16 protein-coding genes are annotated in these 13,080 nt (G+C 41.0%); 10 read left to right on the forward strand and 6 right to left on the reverse strand.

Annotated elements, in window-relative coordinates; translation table 11 throughout:
• Positions 1-164: 164 nt before the first annotated feature.
• Entirely contained in the window at positions 165-950 is a 786-nt protein-coding gene (locus tag ACPZ3T_RS24935; protein ID WP_490272125.1) for an RNA polymerase sigma factor SigF, read from the reverse strand.
• A 479-nt stretch (positions 951-1,429) separates the two neighbouring features.
• On the opposite strand from ACPZ3T_RS24935, the gene ACPZ3T_RS24940 reads away from it, so the two are divergent.
• Together ACPZ3T_RS24940 and prfB are read left to right on the forward strand one after the other, a co-directional pair.
• Entirely contained in the window at positions 1,430-2,158 is a 729-nt protein-coding gene (locus tag ACPZ3T_RS24940) for a Bax inhibitor-1/YccA family protein (RefSeq protein WP_490272126.1), read from the forward strand.
• A gap of 146 nt (positions 2,159-2,304) precedes the next feature.
• Positions 2,305-3,421 (forward strand): peptide chain release factor 2 gene (prfB, locus tag ACPZ3T_RS24945; protein WP_490272127.1). Its coding sequence is split into 2 segments (ribosomal slippage): positions 2,305-2,376 and positions 2,378-3,421, totalling 1,116 coding nucleotides; the frame shifts between segments, so codons are not numbered across the junction.
• Here prfB and ACPZ3T_RS24950 read toward each other — a convergent pair.
• Positions 3,386-3,526, reverse strand: coding sequence for a hypothetical protein (locus ACPZ3T_RS24950; RefSeq protein ID WP_490272128.1), 141 nt, complete (start codon positions 3,524-3,526; stop codon positions 3,386-3,388). The genes prfB and ACPZ3T_RS24950 overlap by 36 nt on opposite strands.
• 61 nt (positions 3,527-3,587) lie before the next feature.
• Between ACPZ3T_RS24950 and ACPZ3T_RS24955 the strand changes: the two genes are divergently transcribed.
• The 5 genes from ACPZ3T_RS24955 (at position 3,588) to ACPZ3T_RS24975 (ending at position 6,670) form a co-directional block, all read left to right on the forward strand.
• Positions 3,588-3,743, forward strand: a complete 156-nt coding sequence (locus ACPZ3T_RS24955; protein WP_490272129.1) for a DUF3285 domain-containing protein — start codon at positions 3,588-3,590, stop codon at positions 3,741-3,743.
• A gap of 289 nt (positions 3,744-4,032) precedes the next feature.
• Complete coding sequence (gene ybeY, locus ACPZ3T_RS24960; RefSeq protein WP_490272130.1) at positions 4,033-4,563, forward strand: rRNA maturation RNase YbeY; 531 nt, start codon at positions 4,033-4,035, stop codon at positions 4,561-4,563.
• A 139-nt stretch (positions 4,564-4,702) separates the two neighbouring features.
• Positions 4,703-5,164 (forward strand): diacylglycerol kinase family protein, encoded by a 462-nt coding sequence (locus ACPZ3T_RS24965; RefSeq protein WP_490272131.1) that lies wholly within the window; start codon positions 4,703-4,705, stop codon positions 5,162-5,164.
• A 139-nt stretch (positions 5,165-5,303) separates the two neighbouring features.
• A complete protein-coding gene (locus ACPZ3T_RS24970; protein WP_490272132.1) occupies positions 5,304-5,903 on the forward strand; it encodes an anthranilate synthase component II in 600 nt (199 codons plus the stop codon).
• Complete coding sequence (locus ACPZ3T_RS24975) at positions 5,903-6,670, forward strand: MBL fold metallo-hydrolase (protein WP_490272133.1); 768 nt, start codon at positions 5,903-5,905, stop codon at positions 6,668-6,670. The genes ACPZ3T_RS24970 and ACPZ3T_RS24975 overlap by 1 nt, the downstream gene beginning before the upstream one ends.
• A gap of 63 nt (positions 6,671-6,733) precedes the next feature.
• Here the strand turns inward: ACPZ3T_RS24975 and menH are convergent, their stop codons facing one another.
• Entirely contained in the window at positions 6,734-7,561 is an 828-nt protein-coding gene (menH, locus tag ACPZ3T_RS24980; RefSeq protein ID WP_490272134.1) for a 2-succinyl-6-hydroxy-2,4-cyclohexadiene-1-carboxylate synthase, read from the reverse strand.
• Positions 7,562-7,761: 200 nt separating this feature from the next.
• Positions 7,762-8,163, reverse strand: coding sequence for a metal-sensing transcriptional repressor (locus tag ACPZ3T_RS24985; RefSeq protein ID WP_490272135.1), 402 nt, complete (start codon positions 8,161-8,163; stop codon positions 7,762-7,764).
• 394 nt (positions 8,164-8,557) lie between these two features.
• Here ACPZ3T_RS24985 and ACPZ3T_RS24990 point away from each other — a divergent pair, with 394 nt between their 5' ends.
• From ACPZ3T_RS24990 to ACPZ3T_RS25000, 3 genes are all read left to right on the forward strand, one after another.
• On the forward strand, positions 8,558-9,775 hold the full coding sequence (locus tag ACPZ3T_RS24990; RefSeq protein WP_490272136.1) for an HhoA/HhoB/HtrA family serine endopeptidase: 1,218 nt from the start codon (positions 8,558-8,560) through the stop codon (positions 9,773-9,775).
• A 227-nt stretch (positions 9,776-10,002) separates the two neighbouring features.
• A complete protein-coding gene (locus tag ACPZ3T_RS24995) occupies positions 10,003-11,184 on the forward strand; it encodes an aldo/keto reductase (protein WP_490272137.1) in 1,182 nt (393 codons plus the stop codon).
• Entirely contained in the window at positions 11,153-11,290 is a 138-nt protein-coding gene (locus ACPZ3T_RS25000) for a hypothetical protein (RefSeq protein WP_490272138.1), read from the forward strand. Before ACPZ3T_RS24995 ends, ACPZ3T_RS25000 begins: the two co-directional genes overlap by 32 nt.
• A gap of 41 nt (positions 11,291-11,331) precedes the next feature.
• Here the strand turns inward: ACPZ3T_RS25000 and ACPZ3T_RS25005 are convergent, their stop codons facing one another.
• Both ACPZ3T_RS25005 and ACPZ3T_RS25010 read right to left on the reverse strand, forming a co-directional pair.
• Positions 11,332-11,673, reverse strand: coding sequence for a XisI protein (locus ACPZ3T_RS25005; RefSeq protein ID WP_490272139.1), 342 nt, complete (start codon positions 11,671-11,673; stop codon positions 11,332-11,334).
• Positions 11,674-11,731: 58 nt separating this feature from the next.
• A complete protein-coding gene (locus tag ACPZ3T_RS25010; protein ID WP_490272140.1) occupies positions 11,732-13,024 on the reverse strand; it encodes a hemolysin family protein in 1,293 nt (430 codons plus the stop codon).
• Positions 13,025-13,080: the final 56 nt, after the last annotated feature.

Raw genomic sequence — 13,080 nt, forward strand, 5'->3', positions numbered from 1 at the left:
CTTTTTAGTTGAGTTCAAACACTATCTTTGTGTGGTTCAGCAGATTGATTATACTACGCTACTGCTATTATCATAACTCATACCAATTCACCAAGAAACCTTTGTTTAATATGGATTTCTTAATTTTGAATTTTTAATTGATATCAGCACTAACTTAACCACTATTAAGACCCTGTTGCTACGGCTTGGGGTTGCAAATAACCAATTAAATCTTGAATGCCCTTTTGTAAATACCGAGTTACTGTCATTGGGCTAGTACCAATAGTTTTGGCGGCATCTTTGCGAGATAATTCTTTTAAAAATACCATTTCTACAGCTTGACGAGGCTTTTCTTCTAGCATATTAATTGCCCCTTGTAGTTGTTGCCGTTCTTCGTTTTGTTGCTGTAAAGCTGTAGAACGGGGACAAGGAAGTGCTTCGCCTAAAGTGATTTGACAATCAACATAATGAACTGCTGTAGCATCCAAACTCAAAGGCATCCGATTTTGGGCTGCTAATTTCGTTTCTTGCCATTCTTGCACAGATACCTTCAGTTCTTTGGCTATTTCTGAATCTTTGGGAGGACGACCTAAAGAGATTGACAACTCTTTGCGGACTTTTTGACCTTCATTGTAGAGTTCTTGCCAACGCCGGGGTATCTTTAATAGAGTACTGCGATCGCGCAAAAAATGGAGCATTTCACCGCGAATATACGGAACAGCAAAGGAACTAAAAGCATATCCTTGACTGGGATCAAAACGCTCAATCGCTCTGATTAAACCAAAATAACCAATTTGTTCTAAATCTTCATAAGGTTCATTACATTGATGACTAAATTTATGCGCCATCTTTCTGACTAATCCAGTATGTAACTGAACTAGTTGATTACGAAGTTTAATAGTAGGATTGTGGTGGTATAAGTGCAATAACTCCATACCATCAATTTGCATAGAGGACTCACTTGCTGCCATATAAAAATTCCTTTGTTGTAACTCCATTTTTTGTCAAAATGGAGTTGCGTATCTCTTTAAATCTGTAATTATTTTCCTTAGCTAACGCCCATTAAGCTATAGTCGTTTTACTGAAATTCTTATCGGACTATCTCTAGCATTCAGTATTTTTACGCATGATTTTTATTGCCTGTTAGTTACGGGCTGTGATGATTCTCCTAATAGCAATTACTCTTTAGATAAAGTTTATTTTTCGCAACAAAACTAGCTATTTATGCTGAAAAATGCTGGACTCAGCCGCAGATCATCTGTCTATTGTTGATAGACTATATAACCAGCATAAGATGAATACTCAAGCCAAATTGGCAATAATTTGAAGTTTTATGACAATCGCTAAAAATATCAAAGTTCAGATATTGTCGCTGGTGAATAGCCGTAAATGTTGGTAAGAATAAGAATAATCAGGAAGTTTTCCCAAAATACATACTGAGTTCTAAACTATGAGTAATACCAGCAATTTTCGTGAAGCTTTCCGTAACGCCCAGTCTCAAGCCCTAGTCGGCCCTAATGTCATTGCTAACGCCTTACCTTACGTCGGTGGTGGTCTAGTACTGACAGCACTGGGAACTTACGGTGGTCTGGGTATTATCCGTACCAACCCTGGAATTTTCTTCCCTACCTTTATTGGGGCAGTTATTTTAGAGTTAATACTTTTCTTTGTAGCTCAAAATGTTGCCGAAAAAGGTAATAAGGGTTTAGCATTGCCGCTTTTGGCTACCTACAGCTTATTGTCAGGATATACCCTGAGTGGTTTAGTATTTGTGGCCTTAAAAACTCAAGGTGTTGGCATTCAAGGTATTGGTTTAGCTGCCCTTGGTTGTGGAGTCACTTTCATAGTTGCCCGTCCCATTGGTTCAAATCTCTCAGAACAAGACGGCATGGCTTTGACTAAAACCATCTCTCTGGGCATTATCGCCTTAGTGGTTGTTTGCTTGACTCAATTTGTCTTTGCCTTGTTTGGTGTTTACACACCTAATTGGCTAGAAATTGCCATTTCCGGTTTAGGGGTATTTCTGTTTGCTGGAGCTTCTGTTGTTGATTTTTACATCCTGCCCCGTACTTACCGCAATGACCAATATCTACCTGCGGCTTTGTCGATGTATCTAACTTACATTAACTTATTCATCTTTATTTTGCGATTGCTGATTGCTATTAATGGCCGTCGTTAGAAATTCTTAACTAGAAAAAATGATCAGCCGTAGTTATAGAATCAATAACTACGGTTTTTTTGAGGACAGGCAAAGGCGATTAGTTAAAGCTAGAATCGGAAAATAAAATACAATAAGTAGCAATATCTCAAAATTTCTGCCAGCACATGGATGTATTAGAACTCAAACGAGAAATCGAAACGTTGTCTAGTCGCCTGGGTAAAACCCAGGACTATCTTTGACGTACCTGCACTGACAGCAAAAATTCAAGACTTAGAACAAATAGCCGCACAGCCGCAATTCTGGGATGAGCAAACCACAGCCCAAAAAACACTGCAAGAACTCAACGACCTCAAAGCCCACCTAGAACAGTATCATCAGTGGCAAGCCAGTTTGGAAGATACCAAGGCAGTAGTTGAGCTTTTGGAACTGGAAACCGATGAGGCACTATTGCAAGAAGCTGAGTCTACTATTAATAGCTTGAATCGTGACCTTGACCAGTGGGAATTACAACAATTGTTGTCTGGCCCTTATGATGCAGAGGGGGCAGTATTGACAATTAACGCTGGGGCTGGTGGTACAGATGCTCAAGACTGGGCATTTATGCTACTGAGAATGTATACCCGGTGGGCAGAAGCGCATGGTTACAAGGTAGCTTTAGCGGAAGAGTCAGAAGGTGACGAAGCTGGGATTAAATCAGCCACCTTAGAAATTACCGGTCGTTATGCCTACGGCTATTTACGCTCTGAAACCGGGACACATCGCCTAGTGCGAATTTCACCTTTTAATGCCAATGGTAAACGCCAAACCAGTTTTGCTGGGGTAGAAGTGATGCCGCAGATAGATAATACAGTACAGTTGGATATCCCAGAAAAGGATTTAGAAATCACTACAACCCGTTCTGGTGGTAAAGGTGGGCAGAATGTCAACAAAGTAGAAACAGCTGTACGGATAGTTCACCTACCGACAGGAATTGCTGTGCGCTGTACAGAAGAACGTTCCCAGTTGCAAAACAAAGAGAAAGCCCTAGCTCGCCTCAAAGCCAAGTTGTTAGTCATTGCCCAAGAACAACGCGCCCAAGAAATTGCCGAAATTCGGGGTGATATGGTGGAAGCTTCCTGGGGAAACCAAATCCGTAACTATGTATTTCATCCTTACCAGATGGTAAAGGATTTGCGTACCAATGCCGAAACAACTGCGATCGCTGACATAATGAACGGCGAACTCGATATGTTTATCCAAGCCTATCTACGGCAGGAAAATCAACTTGTAGAATCGGCATAATTGATTATGGGGCATTGGGTATGGGGCATGGGGCATTGGGCATTGGGTAAAAATTCTACCTTGTCTACCTTGTCTAGTTCCCAGTCCCCAGTTCCGAGTCCCCAATCCCCAACATAACTGCTAACAAACTGTTACATTTATATATAAAAGAACTTGTTATTTAATTATGAGTAACTCTCCTACAACAGAAACTCAACCTAGCTACGTCAAATTGGCTATGCGAAATATGGTGCGAAAGGGTGGTACTTCTTTGAAGCATTTCTTCCTTACCACCGTAGGACTGTTAGCTGTTTTTGTCGGTCTAGCTTACCTCACACACTGAATATATCCTTTAAGGGTGTAATGTTTTCTAGGCAGGGGGCAGGGGGCAGGGGGCAGGGAGAAGATAGAATATTACCTGAGTAAATGGGATAATTTATCCTGAGTTTGGGATAAGCTCAAACCATGTTCTATCGTTGCCGAAAACTCCTGTTCTTTCCTATAACTAGCAGCGAAATCCTCTTAACCCAAACTGACGTTACTTACTCATTACTCATTACTCATTACTCACTTAATTTCTGGCAGTCCCTCAACAGTCCACGATGCTAAATCCTGACAAGGAGAATTTGTAGTTGGTAGAATTTGACCTTGATGTCCAAGATGTTTTTTGTGAGTCTTCCCCAGAAGCATCTCTGAAATTGGGCTATGTTGAGCAGCAAATTGCACCTGAGACTTGGGAAAACTGGTTTAATCACTGGTTAGAAATTCTCAACTCCCACCTACCACCAGCATCTAGTTATGAAATTGGGCTACGTTTGACTGATGATACAGAAATTCAAGCACTCAACGCCCAATATCGTCAGCAAAATCAGCCCACAGATGTCTTATCTTTTGCAGCTTTAGAGGTAGATTTTCCACAAGTGGCGGAAATGTCACTTGCACCTTTGTATTTAGGGGATATAGTTGTTTCAGTAAACACGGCACAAATTCAAGCTCAACAACAGGAACATAGTTTATCTACTGAGTTGGCTTGGTTGGTAGCTCACGGTTTATTACATCTTTTAGGCTGGGATCATCCTGATGAGGAAAGTTTAATGCAAATGCTAAGGCAGCAAGTAATTTTACTGAAGTCTATTGGTATTGTTCTAGACATTGAAAATTAAAGATTTTTTGTCTTTAGGTGTGAAATTTTGACAATGCGAATATAATACTTCTGTAAAAAAGTGCGTTAAAGTTTGTTGCAATAGTAAAATCGTCCCAGATTCTCAGTATATATACGTTAATTGTACTAATTTTCAGCCTATGTCTCAACAAATATCTCCACCACCAACCCAAAATCACTTTTTCACCTTTGTTAACAAAGAACGAGATTTGTCTTGGCAAGTCGCCTCTAGTTTAATTGTCAGTTTCAAGTATGCCTGGGCTGGAATTAGCTACAGTTTTCAGACACAACGTAATTTTCGCATTCATGTGAGTGTTTGCACATTAGCGATCGCTCTCAGTGTCTTTTTACATTTGCAACCAGTTGAAATTGCGATTATTGGCATCACTAGCGGTTTAGTATTAGCCTTAGAACTATTAAATACAGCAATTGAATCTCTTGTAGATTTAACCGTCAAGCAGACATACCATGAACTAGCAAAAATCGCTAAAGATTGTGCAGCAGGTGCGGTGCTAGTTTCCGCTATAGTAGCTGTATTAGTTGCATCTATGCTATTGCTCCCACCCTTGGCAGTGCTGGTTATGTCAGCTTTGTCAAATTAAAATTGTTTACTCCACCTCTGACCCTATTAATGACTAAGATGTACTTGTAGTCATAATTGATGGCGATCGCATTTACACTGGTGCAAAACCAGTGAAAATTAAACATGGTGAGAGTAAAAACTAGGAGCTATTATAGGCTGTGATTATAGTTATCGATAATTACGACAGCTTCACTTATAATTTAGTGCAGTATCTCGGAGAACTAGCAGCTGAGTTCCCCGTAGCTTCAGATATTCAAGTTTTTCGCAACGATAAAATATCCTTAGCTGAAATTCAGCAATTACAACCCGATGCTATCGTCATCTCCCCTGGCCCCGGTCGTCCAGAGGATGCAGGCATATCCCTAGATTTAATTAAAGAATTAGGAAGTAGTTTACCAATCTTAGGTGTATGCTTGGGTCATCAAAGTATTGGTCAAGTATTTGGTGGTAATATTGTTTCTGCCCCCGAATTAATGCACGGTAAAACTTCTCAGGTAACTCACACCGGGATAGGTGTTTTCCAGGGTTTAGAAAATCCCATGACTGCCACCAGATATCATAGTCTGGTGATTGACAGGGAATCTTGCCCAGAAGTTTTAGAAATCACCGCTTGGGTAGAAGATGGCACAATCATGGGAGTGCGACACCGGAACTATCCTCACATTCAAGGTGTCCAATTTCATCCAGAGAGTGTTTTAACATCTTCAGGAAAGCAGTTACTGCGAAACTTCCTGCAACAGTTACAAGAGAATCATTAATGAAACGACGACAGTTTATTGGCTATGGTGGGGTAGGAGTAGCCACGGCTATGTTACCTACCTTTGCTTCTTTGCTGCCAGCTAATGCCCAATCTGGCGGGATATCAGTACAATGGTTGGGTCATACTTGCTTTTTGTTTACTGGTGGCGGGGTAAAAATACTAGTTAACCCCTTTCGTCCAATTGGCTGTACGGCTGGGTATCGTTCCCCAAAAGTGGCAGCAGATTTAGTATTGATTAGCAGTCAATTACTAGATGAAGGTGCGGTGGATGGCTTACCAGGGAATCCTAAGTTAGTATTTACCGCCGGATCTTATGAATTTAAAGGCATTCAGTTGCAAGGAATAGCGATAGACCACGATCGCAAAGGTGGTAAGCAGTTTGGGATCAATACTGCTTGGAAGTGGAATCAAGGGGGAGTTAACATTTTACATCTAGGAGGGGCAGCCGCACCCATTTCCATAGAACAAAAAATTCTCATGGGACGACCAGATGTATTATTGATACCTGTTGGTGGTAGTGCCAAAGCTTATAATGCTGAAGAAGCAAAACAAGCGATCGCGGTTCTAAATCCCAAAATGGTCATTCCCACCCATTACCGCACACAAGCTGCTGATCCTAACGCCTGTGATATTGCCCCCCTAGACGAATTTTTAACCTTGATGCAAGGTACACCAGTTAGTCGTAGTAATAGCGACAGAATTAATATTAATTCTGGGAATTTACCTGATAATAGTGTAATTCAAGTTTTAAATTACAAGTTTTGATTTGATCACTGTTAACTCATTTCTGTTAGAGTCGATGGGGAAATCGCTCTCCCCACCTCTCCTTCAGAACCGGACTTGACGGTCAACAAAAAAAACTCTTACAAACCTGACAAACTCTGAAGTATTTTCCAAATGAATATTATGTGCCGCATTACTCACTATTTCTAGCTGGGACATGGGGCAAATGAGAGCCATTTGCTGATTAATATCTATAAATTTAGGATCATTTTCACCAGCTAGCAAAAGTATAGGAATTTGATTATCTTGGAGTTTATCCCATAATGGTGGCTGGCTGCCAGTACCCATCAATTCAAGAGATTTAACTAATTCAGTAGGGTGATTTTGTAGCCGACTTTCTAACATTAGATTGAATTGTGGATGATTTTTAATAGCACCAAAAATTGGTTGATTGTACCAATTAAATAAAAAATTGCTGAAATCTACTTTAGATACACTTCTCGCTAATTTTCTAGCTATTTGACCATCCCGTTTCACTCTTTCTAATCGTTCTTTCTCAGTTAACAATCCTGGGGAAGCTGACTCTAAGATAACTTTATCAAAACGCTCAGGAAAATTGAGAGTCAAATATAAAGCCAATCTGCCACCCATTGAATAGCCAACCAAGAAGCATTTAGTAATGTTTAACTGATCTAGCAAGCCAATAATAGCTGCTGCTATTTTTGGCATTGTATAATAGTCATCTACACCTAATACTTGAGTGTTTCCGTGTCCGGGTAGGTCTAGTTTTAAATAAGAGAAATCATCTTTTAATATGTTGATAACTGCATCAAATTCATGAATGTTACCCATGAAGCCATGCAGAAAAAGAATTATTTTTTTGTCTGCATTAGTAATTAATGAATAGTTAAAATCGTAGTTTTCTAAAATCATAAATTACTAAATATTAAGTAGGGTGTGTTACGGCTGTGTCAAGATTTGGGAGTGTGAGCAAATCATATCAAGCCGTAACGCACCACTATCACACGGTGCGTTACGCGTTGCTTTAATACTAAAAAAGGACTAAAGTCCTTACTACAAACTTGTGATGTTCAAATTTAAGATGCAGACATAGGGCAATTATTTCTAAATTTTTAAGGCAAAAATCTATCTAAAGCAGCTTTAAGTTGTTTAATTTCTAAGTCTATATCGCCTTCTTTTGCGGCTCTAGCGATGCACTCAGTTAAATGTTCATCGAGTACGATTCTTGCTACTTTATCTAATGCACCTCTAACAGCTGCAATTTGTAATAAAACATCAGGACAAGGACTATTCTGTTGCACCATTGTCTTGATACCGCGAATATGTCCTTCAATGCGAGATAACCGATTTACAATTCGCCGTAAAGATTCTTCGCTGTGGACATGAGGATGAGAAGACTGTCCTTGTACGTGAGTATGCCCTATGTCTTCATCTTCTAGTTCATGATTGTGTATGTGTTCGTTAGCCTGAGATACAGCCGCAGATTCTTTAGTTAATCGGTTTGAGCCGTTCATTGTTGATTTCAGCACTGGTGATATTTAAGATCCTATCTCAAATAGTGGAATAGGGAGAAGAGAGACAGGGTGGACAGGGTAGACAGGGTAGACAAGGTAGTTAAATCAGAGAACAGTAGCTGATAACTCAATCATGCCCTAATTGCTAATAAATGGGTAAAAACCGAACTTTTTAAGGGAAATAGCCATAATAGCTATGAAGTTCAGTATTCCATTAACTTAATTTATGGGTGGCTCAAGTCAGAGTCTAGTTAAAACCCTAGGCAGAGAGAGCGAAACTTGCGGCTGAGAGTTAACGTCAATGTGCCAGGATTATTTCCTTATCTGCCACAATAATTTTAGATAGATTTGTCACCATTAGGTAACAACTAGGCTGCTAGATTAGGTTGTGAATATGCGATTTACTAAATTACCCCGGTCTATACGCCAACTCGGTACTCATGTATTAGCCATTATTGTAGGCGTTGCATTAACAGTCAGTTCTTTGCGGGTGTTGCCTTCCCAAGCTGAACCTGCACCCAATCCTAGTACAACTGTGGATGTACCAGAATTAATTGCTCAAAGACAGTCACCGGCTGTAACTGCTGTAGGTAACAGTAGTTTTGTCACAGCCGCAGTCAATCGTGTGGGGACAGCTGTTGTTAGGCTGGATACAGAACGGACAATTACCCGTCGAGTTGATCCTTTTTTTGATGATCCTGTTTTTCGTAGATTTTTTGGTGACAGTTTTCAAGGACAATTGCCGTCTGAACAATTGCGGGGTCTAGGCTCTGGCTTCATTATTGATAAGAGTGGTTTAATTTTAACTAATGCCCATGTGGTGGATAAAGCCGATCGCGTGACAGTGAGGCTTAAAGATGGTCGCACCTTTGAGGGTAAAGTGCAAGGTATTGATGAAGTCACAGATTTGGCTGTGGTGAAAATCAATGCTGGTAATAGTTTACCGGTTGCGCCTTTGGGTTCTTCTAGTAATGTACAGGTAGGAGACTGGGCGATCGCAGTTGGTAATCCTTTAGGTTTTGATAATACCGTCACCTTGGGTATTGTCAGCACCCTCAAGCGTTCTAGCGCACAAGTTGGCATTTCTGACAAGCGGTTAGACTTTATCCAAACTGACGCAGCCATTAACCCCGGTAACTCCGGTGGCCCCTTACTCAATGACAGAGGGGAAGTCATTGGGATTAATACAGCGATTCGTGCTGATGCTATGGGTATTGGTTTTGCAATTCCTATTGATAAAGCTAAGGCGATCGCAGATAAATTGCAACGGGATGGCAGAGTTGCTCACCCATATTTAGGTGTGCAAATGATCACTTTAACCCCAGACTTAGCTAAACAAAACAACACTGATCCTAACTCTGCCTTTACTATTCCTGAAGTTAATGGTGTTTTGGTGATGCGAGTTATCCCCAATTCCCCTGCTGCTGAGGCTGGTATCCGTCGCGGAGATGTAATTGTGCAAGTTGATGGCCAAGCTATCACCAAAGCCGAACAGTTACAGAATGTTGTTGAAAATAGCCGTTTAGGTCAAGTGTTACAGGTGAGAGTACAACGCGGTAATCGCACACAACAATTATCTGTACGCACAGCTGAGTTACAAAATGCTTCTTAAATCAGTTATCAGCTTTTCTACACTGATAATTGTTGATACTAAGTTGCTTTCAGAAATAGTATTCCTACACCCCACACTCCCCACACTCCCCACACCTCCCACACTCCCCACCCCAGGTTACTATCTTTGACTGCAACTTGGTATGAGTCATGAAATTAGGAGTACGTTTTGGCGTATCCCTAATTTTTTTTGTAGATTTAAAATTGGCAATAATTCCAAAATAACTGATGCTGTACAGAAGATTCGGACGGACAGAATTACAAATGCCGGTGTTTTCCTGCGGCGGCATGAGATATCAATATAAATGGCAAGATGTTGATCCTGCGGATGTGCCAGGGGATAATCAAGCCAATTTGGAAGCAACTATCCGCCGAGCCGTAGAATTGGGGATTAATCATATTGAGACTGCCCGTGGCTATGGTAGCTCGGAAATGCAATTAGGAAAAATATTGCCCCAGTTTCCCCGCGAACAGTTAATTGTACAAACGAAAGTTTCTCCCGTAGCAGATGCGAAAGACTTCCGGCAGACTTTTGAGACATCACTGCGCTACCTGCAATTAGACTATGTAGATTTACTAGGGTTGCATGGTATTAATAATGCGGAATTACTAGATTATAGTCTCCGTCCTGGGGGCTGTTTAGATGTGGTGCGACAGCTACAAGCAGAGGGTAAAGTCAGATTTGTCGGCTTTTCTACTCATGGTGCTACAGATGTAATTATTGATGCCATTAATACTAATCAATTTGATTATGTAAATCTGCATTGGTATTACATCAATCAATGGAATTGGCCAGCTATTACCGCCGCTACTCGCCATGATATGGGAGTATTTATTATTAGTCCCTCTGATAAAGGCGGCAAACTATATAATCCCCCAGCAAAGTTAGTGAATCTTTGTGCGCCTTTGAGTCCGATGGTGTTCAATGATTTGTTTTGTTTGAGTCACTCCCAGGTGCATACATTAAGTATTGGTGCAGCTAAACCCCAAGATTTTGATGAACACCTGAAAACATTAGAATTATTAGACCAAGCCTCAGACATTTTACCGTCAATTTTAACCAGGTTGGAAGCAGAAGCGATCGCTACTCTCGGCGAAGATTGGGTAAAAACTTGGCAAACTCATCTCCCCAGTTGGGAACAAACCCCAGGAGAGGTAAATATCCCGGTGATTTTATGGCTGTGGAATCTAGCCAACGCCTACGATTTAGTAGACTATGCAAAAATGCGCTACAATCTCTTAGGTAATGCTAATCACTGGTTTCCCGGCAATAAAGCCGATAAATTAGAGGAATTAGACCTTAAACAATGTCTTGCTCACAGTCCCCACACCGATAAAATCCCACAAATTTTAGCTCAAGCCCATCAGATGTTAGTGGGTGAAGAAGTTAAGCGTTTATCAAAAGCTTAGGTATTTCCCAGGAGACAAATATCCCATCGCTGGGGTAAGTAGGGGGCAGGGAGCAGGGAGCAGGGAGCAGGGGGCAGGGGGCAGGGAGAAAATATTACATGAGTAAATGGGATAATTTATTTTCTGGCGTTAATATTGCTGGTTGAATCAAGCCACGGCATAACCTGTATAGGGACGCAATTCAGGCGGACGAAAGCCTAGTACAATATGCTCTTTAGGGATTCCAGCCCGTTCTAAATCTGCGGCAATCCCCTCTTCTGTCCCATCTCTTTGAATCCAGATTTTACCATCTATAAGGTCAATATGAGCCAAACAGCCATGTACACGGCGTTCGCCATCCCAACCTACATCCATCCATAAATAGCGATCGCGGATAGGATCAAAGACAACTTCAGATTCTATGGGAGCATAGGAATATGGCAATGCTGCATATTCACTTAACACCCTTTCAATCACCTGACGATAATAATCTAATTGGGAACTATCCATTGCTTGATCTCCTTCTGCTTAGGATAATTTTCACCGTCTATAGTTAACGCTCATTTCCCTAATTTCCTCGTGGTACTACCAACACCTTATCAACACGATTACCATCCATATCCATGACTTCAATTCGCATACCCTCCCATTCAAAATGATCGGCGGCGGCGGGAATGCGTCCTAAATGGGTGATCACAAAACCCCCCAAGGTTTGATAGCTGCCTCGTTCTTCAAATTCTAATTCTTCTAGATTAAACAATTCCAAAAATTCTTCTACTGGTAACATCCCATCCAGTAGCCAAGAACCGTCTTCTCTCTGCACGGCTTGCGGTTCATATTCTCCGGGACTGGCGGGAACATCACCGACAATTTCACTCATAATGTCATTGAGAGTTAATAACCCTTGAATTACCCCGTATTCATCGACAATCAAGGCCATGTGCGTTGCAGTTTGCTTAAATAACTCCAAAACCTTTAAACCACGGGTGCTTTCTGGGATAAATACAGGTTGGCGTAATCCTACAGTTAAATCTAGATTTTCACCGCGAAAACTTCTGGTGAGCAAATCGGTGACTGGGATGATCCCCAAAACATTGTCTAGTCCTCCCTGACAAACTGGATACCGAGAATAGGCGTTTTCACTTAATTTTTGCCGATTTTCGGCTTGAGAGTCTTCTAAGTCTAACCAGACAATATCAGGACGAGGTGTCATAAAAGAAATCACAGAGCGATCGCCTAAACGAAAAACTCGCTCTACCATATCTTGTTCTACTTCTTCAAAAGTTCCCGCCTCTGTACCTTGTTCAATCAGAATTTTAATTTCTTCCTCTGTCACTTGCGGTTCTACAGAAGGTGTGATCCCCATCACTCGCAGCACCATATCCGTAGAAGCACTTAGCAAGTGTACCACAGGAGATGCTAATACTGCTAAGGCACGCATGGGAATAGCAACCACTGCCGCAATCCCTTCTGGGTTATTTAAAGCTAGACGCTTCGGTACTAACTCACCGATGATTAAAGATAAATAGGTAATAATTAAAACTACGATTCCAAAAGATATTGCTTGACTATAAGCAGCTAAAAAAGGTACGCGTTGCAAGTAGATATTCAGGCTTTCAGCAATAGTTGCTCCCCCAAAAGCACCAGTTAAGATACCAATCAGGGAAATACCGACTTGCACAGTAGACAGGAAATTATTGGGTGATTCAGCTAGCTTGAGTGCCACCCTAGCCTTTGTATCACCTTGGTTAGCAAGCTGTTGTAGCCTAACTTTCCGTGCTGAGACAATCGCCATCTCAGACATAGAAAACACACCATTAGCAATAATTAGTACGAGAATTATTAAAATTTCCAATGACATTGTGATAAGTTGCCGCTATTCAAAAGCGAAGTTAGCTTAATAATTAGTATCTAGTA

The organism is Aliinostoc maniaoense (genome assembly GCF_058172895.1).